Source organism: Escherichia sp. WS1265 (genome assembly GCF_046487585.1).
In the GTDB taxonomy this organism is placed as follows: Bacteria; Pseudomonadota; Gammaproteobacteria; order Enterobacterales; family Enterobacteriaceae; genus Escherichia; species Escherichia coli.
In genome coordinates this window covers 80,251-105,466 of sequence record NZ_JBJQJE010000010.1, presented here as the reverse complement: position 1 = coordinate 105,466, position 25,216 = coordinate 80,251, and the positions used below count along the sequence as shown (strand labels likewise).

Here is a 25,216-nt window from a genome sequence, read left to right as displayed (position 1 = left end):
TTTTATTTCAATACAATGAGTTACAGATGCGTCAGATACTGTAATTAGGAAATTTTTATTAAATCGACTGCATTCTTAGACGCGTTTTTGGCATAGATTGATAGCAGGGGATTTTCTTCTTAATTTTATAGGGTGGTTCTATGTTATATATAGATAAGGCAACAATTTTGAAGTTTGATCTGGAGATGCTGAAAAAGCATCGCAGAGCAATCCAGTTTATTGCCGTGTTGCTGTTTATCGTCGGGTTGCTGTGTATCAGTTTCCCGTTCGTCTCTGGCGATATTTTAAGCACGGTAGTGGGTGCATTATTAATCTGCTCGGGCATTGCGCTTATTGTTGGATTATTCAGCAACCGCAGTCATAATTTCTGGCCGGTATTATCCGGTTTCCTCGTCGCAGTCGCCTATTTATTGATCGGCTATTTCTTCATCCGCGCACCGGAGCTGGGCATTTTTGCCATTGCGGCATTTATTGCCGGTTTGTTCTGTGTTGCAGGGGTTATTCGCCTGATGAGTTGGTATCGTCAGCGTTCAATGAAAGGCAGCTGGCTACAGCTCGTTATTGGTGTGCTGGATATCGTCATTGCATGGATATTCCTTGGTGCAACGCCGATGGTGTCTGTAACTTTGGTTTCCACACTGGTGGGTATTGAACTGATATTTAGCGCCGCCAGCCTGTTCAGCTTCGCCAGTTTGTTCGTTAAGCAGCAATAATTATCCCTGTTGTCACCCGGATCATAGTCACTTGATGTGACTATGATCCGATTAATACTCTCTCCGCTACACAGCGTTGTAGATCAATTACGCACTATCATTGAAATAATTACCTGCTGATGATTATTTCAACCTACTGAATTTCATCTAATTTTTTTCATTCCATGGCAAATTAGCCATTTCAAACATTATCATGGCTGATATTTTCCGTAGTCAGGTTTAATGTTTTAAAAGTGCTGTGGGAAAGTGAACAAAGAGTTCCGTAAGCGTTGATGCTATGGGCGGTTAAATAAGTAATCCGGGTTCATTTTTTTGCAACTGGCGTTGATTACATTGCATAAATATCCGTGTCTCCAGACGCTATATAAAAACCTGAAGACATGAATGCGTTATTTACTCAGGTAATTTCAATGCGTTAAAAGAAAGCTGGCAATCCAATTGCCAGCTTAAGTCGAAACAAGGAGACTCGATATTTAAATCGGATTACATTTTAACTTTAGTAATATTCTTCAGAGATCACAAACTGGTTATTGATAACTTATTCTTGGGCAGTAATCCGCAAACGTTAACTTTTTGTTTACCATTTACAAACTGATAACAACCAGGAATTTTACTTAGGATCAATATATGGAGTGCGTGATGGATAAATCTGAAGCATTGATTAGTGTTAATAGACGTATTAGTTCACGAAGGGCAAAGTTCTTATAGGCGTTTACTATATTGAACAACGATTCGGACAAGGATGTAAATAATGAAAAGGATGACATGTTCGAAACGATAACGGCTAAGGAGCAAGTTATGATTTTTCTCATGACGAAAGATTCTTTTCTTTTACAGGGCTTTTGGCAGTTGAAAGATAATCACGAAATGATAAAAATCAATTCCCTGTCAGAGATCAAAAAAGTAGGCAATAAACCCTTCAAGGTTATCATTGATACCTATCACAATCATATCCTTGATGAAGAAGCGATTAAATTTCTGGAGAAATTAGATGCCGAGAGAATTATTGTTTTGGCACCTTATCACATCAGTAAACTAAAAGCTAAAGCGCCTATTTATTTTGTCAGCCGCAAAGAAAGTATCAAAAATCTTCTTGAGATTACTTATGGTAAACACTTGCCCCATAAGAATTCACAATTATGTTTTTCACATAATCAGTTCAAAATTATGCAACTGATTCTGAAAAATAAAAATGAAAGCAATATCACGTCGACGCTCAATATTTCGCAACAAACATTAAAGATTCAGAAATTCAACATTATGTACAAGCTGAAACTAAGACGTATGAGCGACATCGTCACCCTGGGTATCACATCTTATTTTTAGTCAGGACATAAGCAACTGAAATTGATGGCTGGCATGACGAGGGATGCAGATGCTGATTTCATTACCCCCGGTGATTACTAAAGGAGAGGTTAAAACGACTTTATTCCCTTGGTATGTGTATCCACCAGTAGAACCCTTCGTTGCCCGAATGCTGGCAGGAACTGTTGGCAGAACGGCAACATTTTTTTTGTCGTTGACCTCACCATGTCGATCACTATGCCTGTATCCCACCTTACTGGCTGACACCCCCACTATGCCGCTGGTCTGTAAATCCCTCATATCTCTCCTCGCGCGCAATTTAAAGAACCGTTATTTCTCAAGAATTTTCAGGGACTAAAATGAACAGAAGAAGAAAGCTGTTAATACCGTTGTTATTCTGCGGCGCGATGCTCACCGCCTGCGATGACAAATCGGCGGAAAACGCCGCCGCCATGACGCCTGAGGTCGGTGTCGTCACACTCTCCCCCGGTTCGGTCAATGTGTTGAGCGAATTGCCCGGTAGAACCGTTCCTTATGAAGTTGCCGAGATACGTCCCCAGGTGGGCGGTATTATCATTAAACGCAACTTTATCGAAGGCGATAAAGTGAACCAGGGCGATTCGCTGTATCAGATTGACCCTGCACCTTTACAGGCCGAGCTGAACTCCGCCAAAGGCACGCTGGCGAAAGCGCTCTCTACCGCCAGCAATGCCCGCATCACCTTTAACCGCCAGGCATCGTTGCTGAAGACCAACTACGTTAGCCGTCAGGATTACGACACCGCGCGCACCCAGTTGAATGAAGCAGAAGCCAATGTCACCGTCGCCAAAGCGGCTGTTGAACAGGCGACTATCAACCTGCAATACGCAAATGTCACCTCGCCGATTACGGGCGTCAGCGGGAAATCGTCGGTGACCGTCGGCGCACTCGTTACCGCTAATCAGGCAGATTCGCTGGTTACCGTACAACGTCTGGACCCGATTTATGTCGATCTCACGCAGTCGGTGCAGGATTTCTTGCGTATGAAAGAAGAGGTCGCCAGTGGGCAAATCAAACAAATTCAGGGCAGTACGCCAGTACAGCTCAATCTGGAAAATGGTAAACGTTACAGCCAGACCGGCACGCTGAAATTCTCCGACCCGACGGTGGATGAAACCACGGGCTCCGTGACGTTACGGGCGATTTTCCCCAACCCAAATGGTGACTTGCTGCCTGGCATGTATGTCACGGCATTAGTGGATGAAGGTAGCCGCCAGAATGTATTACTGGTGCCGCAGGAAGGCGTCACCCACAACGCCCAGGGTAAAGCAACGGCGCTCATTCTGGATAAAGACGATGTTGTGCAGCTACGCGAAATTGAAGCCAGCAAAGCCATCGGCGACCAGTGGGTCGTCACCTCTGGCTTACAGGCTGGCGATCGGGTGATCGTTTCCGGTTTGCAACGCATTCGTCCGGGTATCAAAGCACGAGCAATTTCCTCCAGCCAGGAAAACGCCAGCACCGAATCGAAACAATAACGTTGCAGGCTTAAGGGGACTTTCATGGCTAACTATTTTATTGATCGCCCGGTTTTTGCCTGGGTACTTGCCATTATTATGATGCTTGCAGGCGGTCTGGCGATCATGAACTTACCGGTTGCGCAGTATCCGCAGATTGCGCCACCGACCATTACCATCAGCGCTACCTATCCAGGTGCCGATGCGCAAACGGTAGAAGACTCGGTCACTCAGGTGATTGAGCAAAATATGAATGGGCTTGATGGCCTGATGTACATGTCTTCAACCAGTGATGCGGCGGGCAATGCCTCTATCACTCTGACCTTCGAGACTGGGACATCTCCTGATATTGCACAGGTTCAGGTGCAAAATAAACTGCAGCTCGCTATGCCTTCATTACCTGAAGCGGTGCAGCAGCAGGGGATTAGCGTCGATAAGTCGAGCAGTAATATCCTGATGGTAGCGGCGTTCATTTCTGATAACGGCAGCCTCAACCAGTACGATATCGCCGACTATGTAGCGTCTAATATCAAAGACCCGCTAAGCCGTACCGCGGGCGTTGGTAGCGTACAGCTCTTTGGTTCCGAGTACGCCATGCGGATCTGGCTGGACCCGCAAAAACTCAATAAATATAACCTGGTACCTTCCGATGTTATTTCCCAGATTAAGGTGCAAAACAACCAGATTTCCGGTGGTCAACTGGGTGGCATGCCACAGGCGGCAGACCAGCAACTAAACGCCTCGATCATTGTGCAGACGCGTCTGCAAACGCCGGAAGAATTTGGCAAAATCCTGTTGAAAGTTCAGCAAGATGGTTCGCAAGTGCTGCTGCGTGATGTCGCCCGCGTCGAACTTGGGGCGGAAGATTATTCCACCGTGGCGCGCTATAACGGCAAACCTGCTGCCGGGATCGCCATCAAACTGGCTACCGGAGCAAACGCCCTGGATACCTCGCGGGCAGTCAAAGAGGAGCTGAACCGCTTATCAGCCTATTTCCCCGCAAGTCTGAAGACGGTTTATCCTTACGACACCACGCCGTTTATCGAAATTTCTATTCAGGAAGTTTTTAAAACACTGGTTGAGGCTATCATCCTCGTCTTCCTGGTCATGTATCTGTTTTTGCAGAATTTCCGTGCCACAATCATCCCGACAATTGCCGTACCGGTGGTTATTCTCGGGACGTTTGCGATCTTGTCGGCGGTCGGTTTCACCATCAACACGTTAACTATGTTCGGGATGGTGCTGGCGATAGGGTTACTGGTGGATGACGCCATCGTGGTGGTGGAGAACGTCGAGCGTGTCATTGCGGAAGATAAGCTACCGCCGAAGGAAGCGACGCATAAATCGATGGGGCAGATCCAACGTGCGCTGGTCGGGATTGCCGTTGTTCTTTCCGCAGTGTTTATGCCGATGGCCTTTATGAGCGGTGCAACCGGGGAGATCTACCGCCAGTTCTCCATCACGCTGATCTCCTCCATGCTGCTTTCAGTATTTGTGGCAATGAGTCTGACCCCTGCCCTGTGCGCCACCATTCTGAAAGCCGCGCCGGAAGGCGGTCACAAACCTAACGCCCTGTTCGCACGCTTCAACACGCTGTTTGAAAAATCAACTCAGCACTATACCGACAGCACCCGCTCGCTGTTGCGTTGTACCGGTCGCTACATGGTGGTCTACCTGCTGATTTACGCTGGGATGGCGGTGCTGTTCCTGCGCACGCCGACCTCTTTCTTACCAGAAGAGGATCAGGGGGTATTTATGACCACCGCGCAGTTACCTTCCGGTGCCACCATGGTTAACACCACGAAAGTGCTGCAACAGGTGACGGATTATTATCTGACTAAAGAGAAAGATAATGTTCAGTCGGTGTTTACCGTTGGCGGCTTTGGCTTCAGCGGCCAGGGGCAAAACAACGGTCTGGCGTTTATCAGCCTCAAACCGTGGTCTGAACGTGTCGGTGAGGAAAACTCGGTTACCGCGATCATTCAGCGGGCAATGATTGCGTTAAGCAGTATCAATAAAGCCGTCGTCTTCCCGTTCAACTTACCCGCGGTGGCTGAACTGGGTACCGCGTCAGGTTTTGATATGGAACTGCTGGACAACGGCAACCTGGGGCACGAAAAACTGACCCAGGCGCGAAACGAGCTATTATCACTGGCAGCGCAATCACCGAATCAGGTCACCGGGGTTCGCCCGAACGGCCTGGAAGATACGCCGATGTTCAAAGTCAACGTCAACGCCGCGAAAGCTGAAGCGATGGGCGTGGCGCTGTCTGATATCAACCAGACAATTTCCACCGCCTTCGGCAGCAGCTACGTGAACGACTTCCTCAACCAGGGGCGGGTGAAAAAAGTGTATGTCCAGGCAGGCACGCCGTTCCGTATGTTGCCGGATAACATCAACCAATGGTATGTACGCAACGCCTCTGGCACGATGGCACCGCTTTCTGCCTACTCGTCTACCGAATGGACCTATGGTTCACCGCGACTGGAACGCTACAACGGCATCCCGTCAATGGAGATTTTAGGTGAAGCGGCGGCCGGGAAAAGTACCGGTGACGCCATGAAATTTATGGCAGACCTGGTCGCTAAACTTCCGGCAGGCGTCGGCTACTCATGGACCGGACTGTCGTATCAGGAAGCGTTATCCTCAAATCAGGCTCCCGCGCTGTATGCCATTTCACTGGTCGTGGTGTTCCTCGCCCTCGCCGCACTTTATGAGAGCTGGTCAATTCCGTTCTCGGTGATGTTGGTTGTACCGTTAGGCGTCGTTGGCGCATTACTGGCCACCGATCTACGCGGCTTAAGTAATGACGTCTACTTCCAGGTTGGTTTGCTGACCACCATCGGGCTTTCCGCCAAGAACGCCATCCTGATTGTCGAATTTGCCGTTGAGATGATGCAGAAAGAAGGGAAAACGCCGATAGAGGCAATCATCGAAGCGGCGCGGATGCGTTTACGCCCAATCCTGATGACCTCTCTGGCCTTTATTCTCGGCGTGCTGCCGCTGGTTATCAGTCATGGTGCCGGTTCTGGCGCGCAAAACGCGGTAGGTACCGGCGTGATGGGCGGGATGTTTGCCGCAACAGTGCTGGCAATTTACTTCGTTCCGGTCTTTTTCGTTGTAGTGGAACATCTCTTTGCCCGCTTTAAAAAAGCGTAACGTGTAAATGAGAGTAAGGTTGAACGTGAGGGTTCAGCCTTACTCTTTCCCGCTAACCATTCACCACTCAACAACCAGCTAACCGTCAGGAATACCAGGCTTAGTACACAGCACTGAAAGTAGAAACCACTCCAGCCATTCGTCATCAATTTAAACAACACAATACTGACCCACATTCCCGTAATCGTATGAATTGTCAGCTTAATAATCCCAAACATGCCGAGTCTTTTCCTCCTGAAAATACCTATACCGCCTGGCAAACTGCGAAAGAGAACTAGCCGGTAGCCCGGCAGAAATCATCAGGGAAGAGTTTCACATGAAGCAGGTGTGAGATCCTGACCAATATTCAAATGCAAAATATGTCAGGAAAAGGTACCTGGCGAATGTTGCGCAAACTGATGTGGCGTTACACCATAATATTGTCGAAATGTGTTTATAAAGTACGATGTACTGCTATAGCCACATTTTTCCGCAATAGTATGCAGAGGAATTTGACGTAACTCGAGTAATCGTCTGGCCATCGACATCCTGGAGGCGAGTAATATTTTACTGAAACAGGTATTTTCATCCTGCAACTTTTTTTTGATTAGACTCTCGCTGGTATACATTCTTTCCGCAATATCGCGCAGATACCAACGTTTGGCGATATCAAAGCTAATAAGGCGTTCAACTTTTCCTGAAACAGTACTGATACTATTGAAAAGTAAGGGGATCAGTTCTTTCTTATGAGAAAACATCGATAAACAGGAAAGATAGAGCATTTTGCTCAGTATCGGTGAATTTACCCCGGAGTCATTGAAACTATCAAAAATCGCCGTCACCAGCGGCATGGGGGGTGACTGGTTAATTAACAGACGGTCTTTGCTATGTAACCCTAAATTGCGTGGTATCTGACGAATATTTTGTAAGTAATGGCAAACTGTCAGCTCATCGATATCCAGTCGTCGCGTATCCGGTGAACAAAACGCAAAATCGTCTGCCAAATTTTTATCCAGTAACAGGATACTCTCGTTGTGCAACGATATTTTTTGCTGTTCATGATAAATATCGAATGAACGACGAACGAGGATCACCGAGCAGACATGAGTCATGACTATCCCTTATATTTCATTACTGCGATTATTTCAATTTCAGTATACTAATGAAATGATGCCAGACTGTTTCTTAGCGCAAAAACTGCCAGATTTGGTAGGACCAAAATTTATCCACAAAGTAGTTTTGCATAACAGTTAATTGATAATAAGTAAATGCAACACGAATATATTTTCGTACAGCGTATAGCTTATGTTTATAAAAAAATGGCTGATCTTATTTCCAGTAAAAGTTATATTTAACTTACTGAGAGCACAAAGTTTCCCGTGCCAACAGGGAGTGTTATAACGGTTTATTAGTCTGGAGACGGCAGACTATCCTCTTCCCGGTCCCCTATGCCGGGTTTTTTTTATGTCTGAGTAAAACTCTATAATCTTATTCCTTCCGTAGAACGGTCAGTGCCGTAAAAATTCCCTTGCGCAGCCATACTTGCCGCCGAGCCACAGTTCGGTAATTCCTGCGCCGATCGCTCCTGATACTCTGTGGGCGTCATCCCATAATAATTTCGAAAAACGTAAATGAAATACGACACGCTGTGATATCCACAGGATACTGCAACTCGCTTAATTGAAACACCATATATAACAATAAGTTGTAAAGCACGCTGCATCCTACACTCAGTAAGCAACTGTGAATATGACGTACCTTCTTCGCGCAATTTTTTCTTTAACAGGCTTGGACTCATCAACAATTCGCTAGCGATTCGGGCTAATGTCCACTCATGGGCGATATTATTATTGATGACCGTACAAACTCGTGTTCGCATGTTCGGTTGCAACACGTTCAGAAGTAACGGTATAAACTGCGTATCCTCAAGAAAAACAGATAACAACGCAAAGATTAATGCCCTTTTACGTAGCATTTCTGCATACCGAAGATTCTTATTCTGCGATAGTTGCGCAACTTCCTGAAAAACAGGAATATCTCTGGTACAGTGATGAACGAGTAATGAAGGAACTTTTTTATGTGCATGAAGTTTTAATGCCTCCTCCTTGAGCATCGGGAGAAATAATGAAAGCGTGTCTCTTGAAACTAATACGAAATTCTCAACACACTTATCCACTTGAATTTGGCTTGCATCCGCAAAAACCAGATCACCGCCATTAAAATAGCGATATTCACCATTAACCATGGTGAGAATATATTTATGTCTTGCGTACGCAATTAGACAATTCCCATGTAATGATTGCATAGTTGACTTAATATTACATAAACATATTACTGTTTATTAATGTAGCACGCCGCCCTCTTAAGTCAAATTGATTGATAAATAAATTTAAACGAAGCGGGAAAACAGGATGATAATCTACGGGCAGGATGACTGGATTTATAATACAAAAGGCGTGCTTAAGAACGCAGTGAAATTAATAGTAAGCAAATAATCCCTTGTAGTGACATTAAAATATTCGTTACATTGAATGAACATTCATATAACATATATCTTATCAACACGATGAATAGACAGCCAATATATTATTGCTATTAATAAGCAACCGAATGCCCAACTGTTTTTTAAAGGTTGGGCATTCGGTTTTTACAACGTTATGTTATCAGGTGTGTTTAAAGCTGTTCTGCTGGGCAATACCCTGCAGTTTCGGGTGATCGCTGAGATATTTCAGGGAGGCTTTGTAGTCTTCCAGCAACAGTTCAGCAAAGTCCATTTCGAAGCCGCGACGACACATAATGCGCATCACCACGATGTCGGTGGCTTCACCGCCGAGAGTGAAGGCCGGAACCTGCCAGCCGCGCAGACGCAGACGTTCAGAGAGGTCGTACAGGGTGTATCCCGGATCTTCACCATCTTTCAGTTTGAAGCAAACCGCCGGGATGCCTTCGTCCGGGCGACCGGTACAGATGAACTCATACGGCCCCAGTTTGGCGATTTCATCCGCCAGATAAGCGGCAACCTGGTAAGAGGCGTTCTGTACTTTAGTATAGCCTTCACGACCGAGGCGCAGGAATTCATAGTACTGTGCAATTACCTGACCCGCCGGGCGGGAGAAGTTGATGGCGAAAGTCCCAATCTGACCACCGAGATAGTCAACGTTGAACACCAGTTCCTGCGGCAGCGCTTCTTCATCACGCCAGATAACCCAGCCGCAGCCCAGCGGAGCCAGACCGAATTTATGGCCTGAAGCACTGATCGATTTCACACGCGGCAGGCGGAAGTCCCAGACGATATCCGGGGCAACGAACGGTGCCAGGAAGCCACCGCTGGCGGCGTCGATGTGCATGTCGATGTCGATACCGGTGTCGGCCTGGAATTTATCCAGCGCATCGTGCAGCGGTTGCGGGAACTCATAGTTACCGGTGTAGGTCACGCCGAAAGTCGGCACCACGCCGATGGTGTTTTCGTCGCAGGCTTCAATCATGCGTTTCGGGTCCATAAACAACTGACCGGGGCGCATAGGGATCTCACGCAGCTCCACATCCCAGTAGCGGGCAAATTTATGCCAGCAGATTTGTACCGGACCGCACACCAGGTTTGGTTTGTTGGTCGGCTTACCTGCGGCTTCCATACGCTTGCGCCAACGCCATTTCATCGCCATCCCGCCGAGCATACAGGCCTCGGAAGAACCAATGGTGTTGGTGCCAACGGCCTGACCATTTTTCGGCGCAGGCGCATGCCACAGATCGGCAACCATGTTTACGCAACGCAGGTCGATGGCTGCAGATTGCGGATATTCTTCTTTGTCGATCCAGTTTTTATTGATCGACAAATCCATCAATTTATGGACGTTTTCGTCGTCCCAGGTCTGGCAGAAAGTGGCCAGGTTCTGACGAGCGTTGCCATCAAGATATAATTCGTCATTGATAATCTGAAATGCGACATCATCGCGCATTTCGTGCAGCGGAAATCGTTTTGACTCCGCGATAGTAGAAATGGCCTTTGCGCCAAAACGTGAATCGAGTAGTTCTGAGCGGAAATCCGTTAACAGCTTCTGGTCCATTTCGAACTCCTTAAATTTATTTGAAGGCAATAAAAAAGTAGGATTTATCCGCAATGGAAGCAAGGCATTACAGGCTTAATTTAAATAACAAAATCCTAAGCAGAAAAACGACTTTTTATAATATAAACATTTAACATGATAATATTAAAAACAGACTTTATTATCGTAATGAAAATCGCCCAAACATTCCTGTTCGGGCGATTAAATTAATTATTGTTTATCCTGCATATACGGCGTGTAAACCCCGTTCAGACTGTGCAGGAAAGCTACGATATCATCCACATCCTCCTGCGGCAGCTCTTTGCCTACCTGATAGCGCAACATCAGTTTCACCGCCCCGTCCAGCGTCGGCACATCACCGCGATGGAAGTACGGTGCCGTTAGTGCAACGTTACGTAAACCGGGTACTTTCTGACGCAATTTATCGCGCTCTTCTTTAGTCACATTCATACGACCAATATCCGCCGCCGTAATTTCACCAAAGTTAAAGTCTTTTTTCAGCCCCAACGGTTCGAAGGAACGTCCGCCGAGAATAATACCACCATGACAAGTTGCACATTTATTATCTTTAAATAATTGATAGCCTTTTTTCTGTTGTGCCGTCAGCGCATTCTCATCTCCACGCAACCATTTATCAAATGGGGAATCCGGCGTAATTAATGTTTTCTCAAATTCAGCAATGGCATCAGTAATATTTTCGCCACTGAAACCTTGCGGATAGACTTCGAGGAACTGCGCTTTAAGCTGCGGATCTTTTTCCAGCTTAGCAATAATTTCGTCCCAGGATTTCGACGCCATTTCAATCGGATTCAACGGCGGTCCACCAGCCTGATCCTGCAATGTTGCCGCACGACCATCCCAGAACTGCTCAACGTTAAATACTGAGTTAAATACCGTCGGCGCGTTAATCGGCCCCACTGCGCCACCAACACCAATCGATGTTTTTCTGCCATCGACGCCCCCCGCATTCAACGCATGGCAATGAGCGCATGAAATGGTGCTATCAGCCGATAAACGGGGATCGTGATACAGCGCAAAGCCCAACGCCACTTTTTGCGCATCGGTAGGCAGTTTTTGCGGAATGGGCTGCACCGGTTCATTGCGATGCTCCGGAGCAATGTCATTGCTGGCGTAATATTCCGCGCGCTGTTTTGCAATCCAGGCGAGTATTTCCGCCCGCTCTTCATCACTCACCTTACCCGCCCAGTGTAGCGCGGTATAACGCGTTGGTGGCATGGTTTCATACTGCATCACCCATTCAATCTTATTCAGATCGCTTTGCGAAACGGGTTTATCAGCCAGCAGAGCCGCACGCACGGCCTCGAGGTTAAAAGATTTATATCCAAGCTTAATGTCGTAATCCATCAACTGTTTCGCGCCAGGAATATAATAATAGGCGGGTAATTCTGCCGAAGGCGTGTGGCAATAGTCGCATCCTTTTTCGCGGAGAAAGCCTAAAACCTGATTATTTTCACTGACAGCAGATGCCTGAACATCAGCCTGTTTACTGCGTTTATTATCGTGGTACCACACATAACCAGATAACCCTAAATAGCAAATCGCGACGCCAGCCAGGCCGATCGCGGTAATACGTGAGACCATTTTCATTATTCTTCCCTCACGGTGGTGAGTTATTGTGACCCAGAAAATTTTCCAGAATGCTGCAAACGTCTCTGCGAGACAAAGCCATCATAAAAAACAGGGAGATACGCTTTTTGATAGGAATCAATCAATTACATGAATATAAACTATCAATAAGATAGCCTATGCCTATTATCCAGATCAGGAATGGCATATCATGATTGCGGCGAGAGCAGGATTGAATGTTCTGAAAATGAAAAACAACACGAAATCTGTATTTTTATAAATTCCATGGATATTAGTGCGTTATATTTTTTGACAGGTTAATAAACGTGATCCACCGCACGCTTTGTCGCCCACCAGGCGGAGCGAATGACTACCCTTAAAGAAAAGCCCGATAATTAGCGACGAATTTCGGAGGTTGGATCCTTATGCTCAATCAGAAAATTCAAAACCCTAATCCAGATGAACTGATGATCGAGGTCGATCTCTGCTATGAACTGGACCCGTATGAATTAAAACTGGATGAGATGATCGAGGCAGAACCGGAACCCGAGATGATTGAAGGGCTGCCCGCCTCTGATGCGCTGACGCCTGCCGATCGCTATCTCGAACTGTTCGAGCATGTTCAGTCGGCGAAAATTTTCCCCGACAGTAAAACCTTTCCCGACTGCGCACCTAAAATGGACCCGCTGGATATCTTAATCCGCTACCGTAAAGTGCGCCGTCATCGTGATTTTGACTTGCGCAAGTTTGTTGAAAACCACTTCTGGCTGCCGGAGGTCTACTCCAGCGAGTATGTATCGGACCCGCAAAATTCCCTGAAAGAGCATATCGACCAGCTGTGGCCGGTGCTAACCCGCGAACCGCAGGATCACATTCCGTGGTCTTCTCTGCTGGCGCTGCCGCAGTCATATATTGTCCCGGGCGGCCGTTTTAGCGAAACCTACTATTGGGATTCCTATTTCACCATGCTGGGGCTGACGGAAAGTGGTCGGGAAGATTTGCTGAAATGCATGGCCGATAACTTCGCCTGGATGATCGAAAACTACGGTCACATCCCCAACGGCAACCGCACCTATTATTTGAGCCGCTCGCAACCACCGGTTTTTGCGCTGATGGTGGAGTTGTTTGAAGAAGATGGTGTACGCGGTGCGCGCCGCTATCTCGACCACCTGAAAATGGAATATGCCTTCTGGATGGACGGTGCAGAATCGTTGATCCCTAATCAGGCCTATCGCCATGTTGTGCGGATGCCGGACGGATCGCTGCTCAACCGTTACTGGGACGATCGCGACACGCCGCGTGACGAATCCTGGCTTGAGGACGTTGAAACCGCGAAACATTCTGGTCGCCCGCCCAACGAGGTGTACCGTGATTTACGCGCGGGGGCGGCCTCCGGTTGGGATTACTCTTCCCGTTGGCTGCGTGATACCGGTCGTCTGGCGAGCATTCGTACCACCCAGTTCATCCCCATCGATCTGAATGCCTTCCTGTTTAAACTGGAGAGCGCCATCGCCAACATCTCGGCGCTGAAAGGCGAGAAAGAGACAGAAGCACTGTTCCGCCAGAAAGCCAGTGCCCGTCGCGATGCGGTAAACCGTTACCTCTGGGATGATGAAAACGGTATCTACCGCGATTACGACTGGCGACGCGAACAACTGGCGCTCTTTTCCGCTGCCGCCATTGTGCCGCTCTATGTCGGTATGGCGAACCATGAACAGGCCGATCGTCTGGCAAACGCCGTGCGCAGTCGGTTACTGACACCTGGCGGGATTCTGGCAAGCGAGTACGAAACCGGTGAACAGTGGGATAAACCTAACGGCTGGGCACCGTTACAATGGATGGCGATTCAGGGATTTAAAATGTATGGCGATGACCTTCTGGGTGATGAAATCGCGCGCAGCTGGCTGAAGACGGTGAATCAGTTCTATCTGGAACAGCACAAACTGATCGAGAAATACCATATTGCCGATGGTGTTCCCCGCGAAGGCGGCGGTGGCGAGTATCCGTTGCAGGATGGGTTTGGCTGGACTAACGGTGTGGTGCGCCGTTTAATTGGTTTGTACGGCGAACCATAATATTTTTACAGCCAGCCGCTAACTTCCTGCTGGCTGTAAAATTATCCTCTTCAGGAGGAGATATTTAACATCATTGCCGCCTGGGTGCGATTTTTCACTTCCAGACGGCGATACAGGGATTCCAGATGCGCTTTTACCGTTCCGGTACTGATATTCAGCGCCCTGCCGATCTCCTTATTTGATTCGCCCGCCGCTAACATGGTTAAAATCTCCCGCTGGCGGGCGCTTAACGATTTGAGATCTTTAATGTCCTTTTCCGGCGTCGTTCGCCAGTCTCCCGGCAGAAACATCATCCCCATCGCCGCACTATTTACCGCCAACGCAAATGTCTCGACGGTTGAATCACGAGGCACAATGGCCAGCACATTAAAATGGATAACTTCCTGTAACCACCGTTTATTGCAATCCGTCGCCGTAATTAACACCTTAACCTCAGGAAATTGCACCACGGTTTTTTGCAGCAACCAGTAGCAAAACTCACCATCCTGATCGCCATCGAGCATCACTAAGGCTTCAGGGTAACTTTCCAGCTTTTGCCATAACTCGTCTGCCTGACCGGCCCCCTGAATACTCACTCCTGGAATACGCTGCTGTAAACTGATTTTCATTCCATGAATAAATATTGACTGCCTGTCAAACATGACTATTTGCATAACTGAATCTCCACCTGAATACGTTAAAAAGACTTAAGTAGTGGAAGGGTATTACCCGCGAGAAAAAATAAGAATTCGCCATTTGGCGGTGGCCATTCTACAGAGATGACGCGTAGAAAATAGTTACCGATATAAATAGTTACAGCTAAACGCCTGAAATTACATGTCGAGGGCATTATTTAAAACAATTTTGAGGATTTCCTTATATTGATGGCTAGTACGCATGCAATTAAAAATGAAATTCCGCGACCACAAGCCAAAATAACAAACAGCAATGAGACAAAAATAAGCACAAATAGCCAATACGTCCTCTGTTCACTTTAAAGGGAATCGCTGAAAAAAACGCTCTGTTTAGGGAAATTCACCTTTCTCATAAAGCTATTCCGCCCTTTTCCTGCTGAGAAATCGCCACATTCGTCATGACAACATTGTGAAACCCGGCATTAGATGTTAGAAAAAACAATAAACAATGCGATATGCGCGTTACTGTTTCGCTGTGAACAACAATCGGTCAAAGAAATGGATAAAATTCACGCAATGCAGTTGTTCATCAAAGTCGCTGAGCTGGAAAGTTTTTCCCGCGCAGCGGATTTCTTTGCTTTGCCAAAGGGAAGTGTTTCGCGCCAGATACAGGCACTGGAACATCAACTTGGCACCCAGCTTCTCCAGCGCACCACGCGGCGGGTCAAACTCACGCCAGAAGGCATGACCTATTATCAACGGGCAAAAGATGTGTTGAGTAATCTCAACGAACTGGACGGTCTGTTTCAACAGGATGCCACCAGTATCAGCGGTAAATTACGCATCGACATCCCGCCAGGAATCGCGAAAAGCCTGTTACTGCCGCGTCTGTCGGAATTTCTCTATCTGCATCCGGGAATTGAGCTGGAGCTGAGTAGCCATGACCGTCCGGTAGATATTCTTCACGATGGTTTTGATTGCGTGATACGCACTGGCGCGTTACCGGAAAATGGCGTTATCGCCCGTCCCCTCGGCAAACTGACCATGGTCAACTGTGCCAGTCCGCACTATCTGACGCGCTTTGGTTATCCTCAAAGCCCCGACGATCTGACTTCGCACGCAATAGTGCGCTACACACCGCACCTGGGTGTACATCCGTTAGGTTTTGAGGTTGCCAGCGTTAATGGCGTCCAGTGGTTTAAGTCTGGCGGCATGTTGACGGTAAACAGTCGCGAAAACTATCTCGCCGCCGGTCTTGCCGGTCTGGGGATTATTCAGATCCCGCGCATTGCCGTGCGCGAAGCCCTGCGTGCCGGGAGGCTTATTGAAGTATTACCTGGCTACCGTGCCGAGCCGCTCTCCCTTTCGCTGGTTTATCCGCAGCGTCGGGAGCTTTCCCGGCGTGTAAACCTGTTTATGCAGTGGCTGGCTGGCGTAATGAAAGAGCACCTGGACTGACCGACTATACTTTTTAAGAATGACCACGACAGAAGGACAAAAGAGCGGATGACGCAGGAAAACGAGATCAAACGTCCCACCCAGGATCTGGAGCACGAGCCGATTAAGCAGTTGGATAATAGCGAGAAAGGCGGCAAAGTTAGCCAGGCGCTGGAAACCGTCACCACTACTGCCGAGAAAGTCCAACGCCAACCGGTTATTGCGCACCTGATTCGCGCAACAGAGCGCTTTAACGATCGGCTGGGTAACCAGTTTGGTGCGGCTATCACCTATTTCTCATTTTTGTCGATGATCCCGATTTTGATGGTGTCGTTTGCCGCAGGGGGCTTTGTGCTGGCCTCCCATCCGATGTTGCTACAGGATATCTTCGACAAAATTCTGCAAAACATCAGCGATCCGACGCTAGCCGCCACGTTGAAAAACACCATCAACACCGCCGTTCAGCAGCGTACTACCGTAGGGCTTGTCGGCCTGGCGGTGGCGCTTTATTCCGGCATCAACTGGATGGGTAACCTGCGTGAAGCGATTCGCGCCCAGTCACGCGATGTCTGGGAACGCTCGCCGCAAGATCAGGAGAAGTTCTGGGTAAAATATCTGCGTGATTTTATTTCGCTGATTGGTTTGTTGATTGCACTGATTGTGACGCTTTCGATCACCTCGGTTGCCGGTTCGGCGCAGCAAATGATTATTAGCGCCCTGCACCTGAACAGCATTGAGTGGCTGAAACCGACGTGGCGGTTGATTGGCCTGGCGATTTCCATCTTCGCCAACTATCTGCTTTTCTTTTGGATCTTCTGGCGCTTGCCGCGCCACCGTCCGCGCAAAAAAGCCCTGATTCGCGGAACATTTCTGGCTGCGATTGGTTTTGAAGTGATTAAAATCGTGATGACCTACACCCTGCCATCGCTGATGAAATCCCCCTCTGGCGCAGCATTTGGTTCCGTGCTGGGACTGATGGCGTTTTTCTACTTCTTCGCCCGTTTGACGCTGTTTTGCGCGGCGTGGATTGCCACCGCCGAATATAAAGACGACCCGCGAATGCCGGGGAAAACGCAGCGGTAATTCATTGGTTTATAATGCCTGATAAACGCACGGTCGATCCCCTCGCCCCTTCGGGGAGAGGATTAGGGTGAGGGGGTACAAGCCAGCCAGAGACCAGGCAATGACATGCACATAACCACCTGAAACTACATCTCTTCAGGAGCAAACAATTTCATACCAACTCATAACCCCAGCATATAAATCCAGTTGGTAACTTTTATTTAACCTGAAGCCAGTTTTATCCACTATTTATAAAATTATGTGAAGCATTTCATAGAAGAAAAATCACTGGCCTAAACATTATCCCCTTTTTGCCTGGTTTTTGACCATTCCCGCGATTTGTTACACATTGAAATATCACTTTTGCTGTGCGTAATATGGCTATTCGTTAGCCAAAAAATAAGAAAAGATTATGCAAGCAACAGCCACAACACTCGACCACGAGCAAGAATACACGCCGATCAACTCGCGTAATAAAGTCCTTGTCGCCTCTCTCATTGGCACGGCCATTGAGTTCTTCGACTTTTACATTTACGCCACTGCGGCCGTTATTGTGTTTCCGCATATCTTCTTCCCGCAGGGCGATCCTACGGCAGCAACGCTCCAGTCGCTCGCCACCTTCGCCATCGCCTTCGTCGCGCGCCCCATTGGCTCTGCCGTTTTTGGTCATTTTGGCGATCGCGTTGGGCGTAAAGCGACGCTGGTCGCCTCGTTGCTAACGATGGGGATTTCGACCGTGGTGATTGGTCTGCTGCCGGGCTATGCTACGATTGGTATTTTCGCCCCGCTGCTGCTGGCGCTGGCTCGATTTGGTCAGGGTCTGGGCTTAGGCGGCGAATGGGGCGGCGCGGCGCTGCTGGCGACTGAAAACGCCCCACCGCGCAAACGTGCACTGTATGGCTCCTTCCCGCAGCTGGGCGCACCGATTGGCTTCTTCTTTGCCAACGGCACTTTCTTGCTGCTTTCCTGGCTACTGACCGACGAGCAGTTTATGAGCTGGGGCTGGCGTGTGCCATTTATCTTCTCAGCGGTGCTGGTCATTATCGGCCTGTATGTTCGCGTGTCGCTGCATGAGTCGCCGGTGTTTGAGAAAGTCGCTAAAGCGAAAAAGCAGGTGAAGATCCCGCTGGGTACGCTGCTGACCAAACACGTACGCGTCACGGTGCTCGGTACCTTCATCATGCTGGCAACCTATACGCTGTTTTACATCATGACGGTCTACTCTATGACCTTTAGTACCGCCGCCGCGCCAGTTGGGCTTGGCCTGCCGCGTAACGAAGTGTTGTGGATGCTGATGATGGCAGTTATTGGTTTTGGCGTGATGGTGCCAGTCGCCGGATTACTGGCTGATGCCTTTGGTCGCCGTAAAAGCATGGTAATCATCACCACGCTGATCATCCTGTTCGCGCTGTTCGCCTTTAACCCGCTGCTCGGTTCTGGCAACCCGATTCTGGTTTTTGCCTTCCTGCTGCTGGGGTTAAGTCTGATGGGACTGACCTTCGGGCCGATGGGCGCGCTGTTACCAGAGCTGTTCCCGACAGAAGTGCGTTACACCGGAGCATCGTTCTCTTACAACGTAGCGTCGATTCTCGGGGCTTCCGTTGCGCCGTATATCGCAGCCTGGTTGCAGACTAACTACGGGTTAGGTGCGGTGGGGTTATATCTGGCGGCGATGGCTGGCTTGACCTTAATCGCCCTACTGCTGACCCATGAGACGCGACATCAGTCGTTGTAAGTATCGTGTGGGCAGCCACCCTCACCCCAGCCCTCTCCCTGAAAGGGAGAGGGAGAAAAGCGGAGCGAGATGTTATATCGCGAACATAACAGCCCTCCCCCCAGAAAGTGAACGGAAAAGCGGTACTCGTTGTTTCAACACGCACAAAACAGTCCCCTCGCCCCTTTGGGGAGAGGGTTAGGGTGAGGGGAGCACGCTGCTCCCGAACTCACCAGCAAACACAATCCAACCTCATCACTTCTTCATCTGCGACAATATCGTCCGACACTGATTAGCCTCCCCTTCGGAAGGTGAGATCAGCGCCAGTAACGCCGCCGCTGGCGTAACCAGCGTTGCCAGTGCCGCCGCGACGGCTCCGCGAGCAATCAACGGTCCGGCTTTTACCCCAGCCTGCGGATTTTTAAACGTCCCACGCACATACAGCGGCGAACGCAGCGTGATAATCCGAATCCCTTTACTTTCTGGATCGATAGTCAAATCCAGTTGCTCCGAAGCAAAACTTGCCGTGCCGGTAACATTGATCAACGCATTCTCAGTATCAAAAGCAAAAATCTGCGGACGCGCCACGCCGTTGGCAATATCCAGATTCGCCGCCGCACAGTTCACCCGCACCTCATCGTCACCAAATATCGCACCGACAATGTAGTTACCGACATTCAGCCCGACAATCTCCATCAGGTTGCGGCTCACCAGCCCGTCATTCATCAGCAGTTTCAGGTTGCCGTTACTGTTGCCTAAAAGCGCCGCCACCGAGTTACCGCTACCGCGTAGTTCCGCGTCACCGTTCATTTCCCCCAGCGTCTTCTGCATCAGTTCTACATCGGGCATCAGTTCTTTCAGTTTCAGCCGACGAGCCTGAATATCTGCCCGCCCTTGCATCGGTTTTTTATCACCTTCCAGATGAATATTCGCCGCAATGCTGCCGCCTGCCATGCCAAATTTCAGCGGTTGCAGGCGCAGGTCAGCATTTTTGAGGATGATATGAGTAGAAAGATCGCTAATCGGCAGGCTACTGCCATGCTCAATGCGCCGCCCTTTGAAGCGAACATCGGCATCCATGACGTCCCATTTATCGGTTTCGAAGCGGTCATAAGGCAGCACTTTGCCCGCAGGCTGAACGCTTTTTTCACCCTTCTTCTGTTCAGACCGTTTCGACTTTTCAGCTCCTTTCCCGGAATCAACGCCAATTAACGGCCCTAAATCTGCCAGCCGCAATTGCCGCGACTCAACATCACCTTCCAGTTTTGGTCGTGGCTTGCCGGTGGTGTAGACCAGAGAACCGTGGATATCGCTATCGCCAATTCGCCCATTAAAACCGCGATAATCAAAGACCGACGATTTTTCAGTGTCGATTTTCGCTACCAGCCGACCATCCGTTTCAAACGGCGGGGTATCGGGCAGCAGAACGCCCGTCAGTTCATAGAGATCACCCAGCGAATCGCCAGAAAATTTAAGCCGTAAATCGACACCACCCATCTTCATTGGGTCATTCACAACGCCATCAAAAGCAACACGGGTGTTACCAGAGCGAAAATCAGCCTGTACAGGAAATGGCGTCCCTTCGCCACGCAGCGCCAGCATACCGCCTATTTTTCCCGTACCAGTGAGCGGTTCACCGTTATAACGTCCCTGCGCCTTCAGGCCAAAAACGTAATCGCCCACCTTTTCTTTATCCGCTTTACCTTTCGATCCAGTAACTTCGCTGAACGGCAGCGGCTTGCCTAACGGATCGACAAAAATTTCCAGATCCGCTTTGCTTACTTTGTCATCAATGGCGATCCGCCCTTGATCGAAAAGAATATTATCCAGCCGAAACGACCATGCCGACGGCTTTGCATTCGCGTCTTTGTTGCCATCGTTGGCAAGATTAAACGTCCAGTTATTGTTCTTTTCAGAGAGGCGAATCAGGCGTGCGTCGGGCTTTTCCAGTTTGATCCACGGTAGCCAGACCGTTTTGGTCAGCAGCGCCAACGGTGCCAGCGTTGCCTCTACGCGTGGCAAATGCACCATCGTGACTTCGGGAATATCCGGTGGATTGCCAAGAATGATGTCTTCCGCGTGTACATGGGGCCACGGCACCCAGCTGCGCCAGCCAGTTTCTTGTTTTTGCCGCTCCCACACCACGCCCAGATCGCCACGGATAGCGAACGGACGATTCAACTCCGCAGAGACTTTCTGGTTGATGGTCGGTTTGAGTCGATTCCAGTCAAAAGTTGCAATCAAAATGATCGCCACGACAATCAACAACAAGAAAGCCCCTGAAATCGCAGCGGTTATTTTGCCTGCCTTGCTCATCGTTCGCTTCCTCATATTCTTCCTGTGCCAGTCCTAAAGATAGTCCAGCCAGGCGGAAAATGAGGCAGCTTATAGCGCCAGAACCGCCGTATTCAGCGTTTCTATCGGTGCCGGGCGTGAAAGAAACCAGCCTTGTGCGGCGAATGCGGGCGAGTTCTGAACATCACGCCACTCTTCCGGCGTTTCTACGCCCTCGACAATCACCCCGCGACAATAGCGATTCATGAGATGTAAAAGCTGAGAAAAGAGTGTGCGTCCTTCCGGCGACTGACGCAGCATCACAAACAGCTCTCGCGCGATTTTGATGTAGTCATAACGCACTTCACTTAGCGCAGAGAAATTTGCCATCCCGGTGCCAAAATCATCCAGCCACAGCGGGCCAAATTCACACATCGAGGCAAAGGTTGAATCTTTCGGCAGACGGATGTGTTCCACCAGTTCGAAACGCAGCCAGGGAAGACGCTCAATCTGGCGCAGGATTTTTGGTTGCTGACGCAGGGCGATGAGCGTAGGGCCATCAATATTGACCGATGCCAGCAGGCCGTGCTCTATAAAGAAGTCGGCTTTTTGCGCCAGCAAATCAATCTGCTCTTTCACAACCTCCATCCGATGGCTGACGGTGATTTCAGTAAAATAGCGATCCGGCGGCAGGCGTTGCGAAGGGTTCAAGGGATGTGTGACCACCGTTAATAGCTCCACGGCCATTAACCGTCCGCATGTTTGATAGATCGGCTGCCAGGTGTAAGCACGCTCACACTGCAACCAAAAACGCCGTTCCTGCAAGCTCTCGATGCTTGCTTCAGGGTTGCTTATTCGCTGGATAACCTGCCTTATCATCAAAGATGTCCTGTGTTTAAAAGTGATGCTGCCCGGACTCGACAAAGATTATCGGCGCGCAAGGGCAGAACTTTACCGCCTGGCCGGGGTAAATTTCCCCACTCCACAACGGAATCTTTCAGGAATACGTTCTGGTTCAAAAAAATAATGGAACACTGTTTTAATATGGTTGACCAGCAAACCACCACAGCGCAAACTAACGCTAATTTTTTACAGATCAGGTTCACGACTATGTCCAAAAAGATTGCCGTGATTGGCGAATGCATGATTGAGCTTTCCGAGAAAGGCGCGGACGTTAAGCGCGGTTTCGGCGGCGATACCCTGAACACTTCCGTCTATATCGCCCGTCAGGTCGATCCTGCGGCATTAACCGTTCATTACGTAACGGCGCTGGGAACGGACAGTTTTAGCCAGCAGATGCTGGACGCCTGGCACGGCGAGAACGTTGATACTTCCCTGACCCAACGGATGGAAAACCGTCTGCCGGGCCTTTACTACATTGAAACCGACAGCACCGGCGAACGTACGTTCTACTACTGGCGTAACGAAGCCGCCGCCAAATTCTGGCTGGAGAGCGAGCAGTCTGCGGCGATTTGCGAAGAGCTGGCGAATTTCGATTATCTCTACCTGAGCGGGATTAGCCTGGCGATCTTAAGCCCGACCAGCCGCGAAAAGCTGCTTTCTCTGCTGCGCGAATGCCGCGCCAACGGCGGAAAAGTGATTTTCGACAATAACTATCGTCCGCGCCTGTGGGCCAGCAAAGAAGAGACACAGCAGGTGTACCAGCAAATGCTGGAATGCACGGATATCGCCTTCCTGACGCTGGACGACGAAGACGCGCTGTGGGGTCAACAGCCGGTGGAAGATGTCATTGCGCGCACCCATAACGCGGGCGTGAAAGAAGTGGTGGTGAAACGCGGGGCGGATTCTTGCCTGGTGTCCATTGCTGGCGAAGGGTTAGTGGATGTTCCAGCGGTGAAACTGCCGAAAGAAAAAGTGATCGATACCACCGCAGCTGGCGACTCTTTCAGTGCCGGTTATCTGGCGGTACGTTTGACGGGCGGCAGTGCGGAAAACGCGGCGAAACGCGGGCACCTGACCGCAAGTACCGTTATTCAGTATCGCGGCGCGATTATCCCGCGTGAAGCGATGCCAGCGTAAAAGCAGCATATGCAAAAGGCTGGATAGAGTGTTACCCCTCTATCCAGCTCATCCATAAATACCTGATGGTTGTGCTAACTCATCACCATCAGGCATTACTGTACAGGTGGAATATCCGTCACTTCAGGATGTACGTCATCCGTGGCGACAGAGGTGGCGGCAGCCGCAGTCGATGGGGCCATGATTTGATCCCAGGCCGCCTGCAACGCTTTCATGTTAAATTCCGGCTCGCCTTTCGGCTGCAGCAGTATTAACGCCATATCATTCGACAACTGCTGACGCAGATCCTGATTTAACATCTCCACCGTCAGGCTGTTAAGGAAATCCTGACGCAGTTTCTGATATTGCTCCGGCGCGATATCGACGACCTGATTTTGCAACGAACGCATCCGCTGCCCCATCAGAATATCGGTATCAGCTCGCGCATAGGCGGCAAACAGTTTCTGCAGCTCCAGTTTCTTTTGCGCCACTAACGCATTGAACTCTTCTTCCGGCAGACCTTTATCGCGAACCTTCGCCAGTTCACGCGCCACCAGATTAAGGTTGCTGTTCAGCTTGTCGTTTGGTGATTCGATGTTGATGGCACACTGCGCACGCAGATACAGCACACGACAGTCAAATCCAAGACCGATGTCTTTACTGTTACTGGCGCTTAACGCTTGCTGAACATGCCAGAACAGCGCCTCACGGGCCAGGTCCGCACGCCAGTAGCGCAGCAGTGCGGCTGATTCACGAATCGGCTGCCACGGCGTATCCCACATGATAGATAGCCGGTCCTGACGCACCGCGTCGGTCATAATACTCACCGCTTCCGCACGCAGCGGAGAAAGCGTCGGCACCGGAGCCGGTGTTTCACGTTTGCCTTTCAGTTCGCCAAACGTTTTATTGATTTGGTCGACGACCGAGCGCGCATCCACGTTTCCCACCACCAGCAGCGTCATTGCATCCGGGGTGTACCATTTCTGATAGAAATCTTTAATCTTTTCCGCTTCAACGGGTTGTTTCAGCGGATCGGCAGGATCGTGACCTAACAAGGTTGATCCTTTCAGACGATAGCGCCACCAGCCCTCTTTAGTATCGGCAGGCCAGGTTGCCACCATGTCCTGACTTTGCAGCGCGTGGTTGATGGTTTCTGGCGTGATAGTCAGTTTGCCAGTGGCATTTGCCAGATAAGAGAGCGCTTCTTTCAGCAAGTCGTTACGGTTATTGGGCAAACTCAGATTAAACAGCGTGGTGTCATAAGAGACAATTACCGGCGGCATCGGGCGTTTAGGGTCGATCCCCTGCTGCCACAATGAACGCGCCTGTGCTGCTTCAAGGCCACCGCTTTGCGTTAACGCAATACGAGGGATGGCGTGGCTGTAACCGCTCTGTTGTGTACTTTCGGCGAGCGAACCGGTATTAACCAGCAGGCGAATTTCAACACGATCGCTGGGACGCTGGGGCGTGGTCAGCACTTGCCACTGTAAACCGTTGGAAAGCGTCCCCTGTTGCCATGCTGGATCAGGCTGGAGCGCATCTGCCTGCACATAGCCAGCAGTGGCCATCATCAGCAAACCGCCCGCTAAAAGTCGAATTTTTGTGCCCTGCATGTGAACCCCTGATCAACTATCCTGGTAATAAAAAACTGCCCGTTGTCGGTCAGTCTAAATGACGTTAAAAACACTTCGTGTTAGACCGCAAGAACATGAAAATGT

18 protein-coding genes are annotated in these 25,216 nt (G+C 49.5%); 9 read left to right on the top strand and 9 right to left on the bottom strand.

Features of this window, described 5'->3' with window-relative positions; all coding sequences use genetic code 11:
• Positions 1 to 140: 140 nt before the first annotated feature.
• Together hdeD and gadE are read left to right on the top strand one after the other, a co-directional pair.
• Positions 141 to 713: an acid-resistance protein HdeD gene (gene hdeD / locus ACJHX3_RS11910; RefSeq protein ID WP_000965672.1), complete on the top strand. Its 573-nt coding sequence runs from the start codon at positions 141 to 143 to the stop codon at positions 711 to 713.
• Between the two features lie 798 nt (positions 714 to 1,511).
• Positions 1,512 to 2,039 (top strand): acid resistance transcriptional activator GadE, encoded by a 528-nt coding sequence (gene gadE / locus ACJHX3_RS11905; protein WP_000576690.1) that lies wholly within the window; start codon positions 1,512 to 1,514, stop codon positions 2,037 to 2,039.
• Here the strand turns inward: gadE and ACJHX3_RS11900 are convergent, their stop codons facing one another.
• A complete protein-coding gene (locus tag ACJHX3_RS11900) occupies positions 2,040 to 2,318 on the bottom strand; it encodes a hypothetical protein (RefSeq protein WP_087890945.1) in 279 nt (92 codons plus the stop codon).
• 107 nt (positions 2,319 to 2,425) lie between these two features.
• On the opposite strand from ACJHX3_RS11900, the gene mdtE reads away from it, so the two are divergent.
• Both mdtE and mdtF read left to right on the top strand, forming a co-directional pair.
• Entirely contained in the window at positions 2,426 to 3,535 is a 1,110-nt protein-coding gene (gene mdtE / locus ACJHX3_RS11895; RefSeq protein WP_309228574.1) for a multidrug transporter subunit MdtE, read from the top strand.
• A 24-nt stretch (positions 3,536 to 3,559) separates the two neighbouring features.
• On the top strand, positions 3,560 to 6,673 hold the full coding sequence (gene mdtF, locus ACJHX3_RS11890; protein WP_094322044.1) for a multidrug efflux pump RND permease MdtF: 3,114 nt from the start codon (positions 3,560 to 3,562) through the stop codon (positions 6,671 to 6,673).
• Positions 6,674 to 7,035: 362 nt separating this feature from the next.
• Here mdtF and gadW read toward each other — a convergent pair whose 3' ends face one another.
• The 4 genes from gadW to ccp form a co-directional block, all read right to left on the bottom strand.
• On the bottom strand, positions 7,036 to 7,764 hold the full coding sequence (gene gadW / locus ACJHX3_RS11885; protein ID WP_000150006.1) for an acid resistance transcriptional activator GadW: 729 nt from the start codon (positions 7,762 to 7,764) through the stop codon (positions 7,036 to 7,038).
• 368 nt (positions 7,765 to 8,132) lie between these two features.
• Entirely contained in the window at positions 8,133 to 8,957 is an 825-nt protein-coding gene (gadX, locus tag ACJHX3_RS11880; RefSeq protein ID WP_001191050.1) for an acid resistance transcriptional activator GadX, read from the bottom strand.
• Between the two features lie 358 nt (positions 8,958 to 9,315).
• Complete coding sequence (locus ACJHX3_RS11875) at positions 9,316 to 10,716, bottom strand: glutamate decarboxylase (protein ID WP_000372259.1); 1,401 nt, start codon at positions 10,714 to 10,716, stop codon at positions 9,316 to 9,318.
• Between the two features lie 210 nt (positions 10,717 to 10,926).
• Positions 10,927 to 12,324 (bottom strand): cytochrome c peroxidase, encoded by a 1,398-nt coding sequence (gene ccp / locus ACJHX3_RS11870; protein WP_024044706.1) that lies wholly within the window; start codon positions 12,322 to 12,324, stop codon positions 10,927 to 10,929.
• Between the two features lie 404 nt (positions 12,325 to 12,728).
• Between ccp and ACJHX3_RS11865 the strand changes: the two genes are divergently transcribed.
• A complete protein-coding gene (locus ACJHX3_RS11865; protein WP_024216255.1) occupies positions 12,729 to 14,378 on the top strand; it encodes an alpha,alpha-trehalase in 1,650 nt (549 codons plus the stop codon).
• Positions 14,379 to 14,428: 50 nt separating this feature from the next.
• Here ACJHX3_RS11865 and ACJHX3_RS11860 read toward each other — a convergent pair whose 3' ends face one another.
• Complete coding sequence (locus ACJHX3_RS11860; RefSeq protein WP_001167666.1) at positions 14,429 to 15,031, bottom strand: helix-turn-helix transcriptional regulator; 603 nt, start codon at positions 15,029 to 15,031, stop codon at positions 14,429 to 14,431.
• Positions 15,032 to 15,550: 519 nt separating this feature from the next.
• Between ACJHX3_RS11860 and ACJHX3_RS11855 the strand changes: the two genes are divergently transcribed.
• From ACJHX3_RS11855 to ACJHX3_RS11845, 3 genes are all read left to right on the top strand, one after another.
• Positions 15,551 to 16,450: a LysR family transcriptional regulator gene (locus tag ACJHX3_RS11855; RefSeq protein WP_087890860.1), complete on the top strand. Its 900-nt coding sequence runs from the start codon at positions 15,551 to 15,553 to the stop codon at positions 16,448 to 16,450.
• A 48-nt stretch (positions 16,451 to 16,498) separates the two neighbouring features.
• Positions 16,499 to 17,512, top strand: coding sequence for an inner membrane protein YhjD (gene yhjD / locus ACJHX3_RS11850; protein WP_000191259.1), 1,014 nt, complete (start codon positions 16,499 to 16,501; stop codon positions 17,510 to 17,512).
• Positions 17,513 to 17,903: 391 nt separating this feature from the next.
• Positions 17,904 to 19,226: an MFS transporter gene (locus ACJHX3_RS11845; RefSeq protein ID WP_001149003.1), complete on the top strand. Its 1,323-nt coding sequence runs from the start codon at positions 17,904 to 17,906 to the stop codon at positions 19,224 to 19,226.
• A gap of 234 nt (positions 19,227 to 19,460) precedes the next feature.
• Here the strand turns inward: ACJHX3_RS11845 and ACJHX3_RS11840 are convergent, their stop codons facing one another.
• Together ACJHX3_RS11840 and pdeH are read right to left on the bottom strand one after the other, a co-directional pair.
• Entirely contained in the window at positions 19,461 to 21,521 is a 2,061-nt protein-coding gene (locus ACJHX3_RS11840; RefSeq protein ID WP_087890841.1) for an AsmA family protein, read from the bottom strand.
• A 69-nt stretch (positions 21,522 to 21,590) separates the two neighbouring features.
• A complete protein-coding gene (pdeH, locus tag ACJHX3_RS11835; protein WP_001295219.1) occupies positions 21,591 to 22,358 on the bottom strand; it encodes a cyclic-guanylate-specific phosphodiesterase in 768 nt (255 codons plus the stop codon).
• Positions 22,359 to 22,589: 231 nt separating this feature from the next.
• Here pdeH and kdgK point away from each other — a divergent pair, with 231 nt between their 5' ends.
• Positions 22,590 to 23,519 carry a 2-dehydro-3-deoxygluconokinase gene (gene kdgK / locus ACJHX3_RS11830; RefSeq protein WP_001296796.1) on the top strand — a complete coding sequence of 310 codons (930 nt, stop codon included), beginning with the start codon at positions 22,590 to 22,592 and terminating at the stop codon, positions 23,517 to 23,519.
• Between the two features lie 95 nt (positions 23,520 to 23,614).
• Here the strand turns inward: kdgK and ACJHX3_RS11825 are convergent, their stop codons facing one another.
• Positions 23,615 to 25,111 (bottom strand): M16 family metallopeptidase, encoded by a 1,497-nt coding sequence (locus ACJHX3_RS11825; RefSeq protein ID WP_001562260.1) that lies wholly within the window; start codon positions 25,109 to 25,111, stop codon positions 23,615 to 23,617.
• Positions 25,112 to 25,216 lie beyond the last annotated feature (105 nt).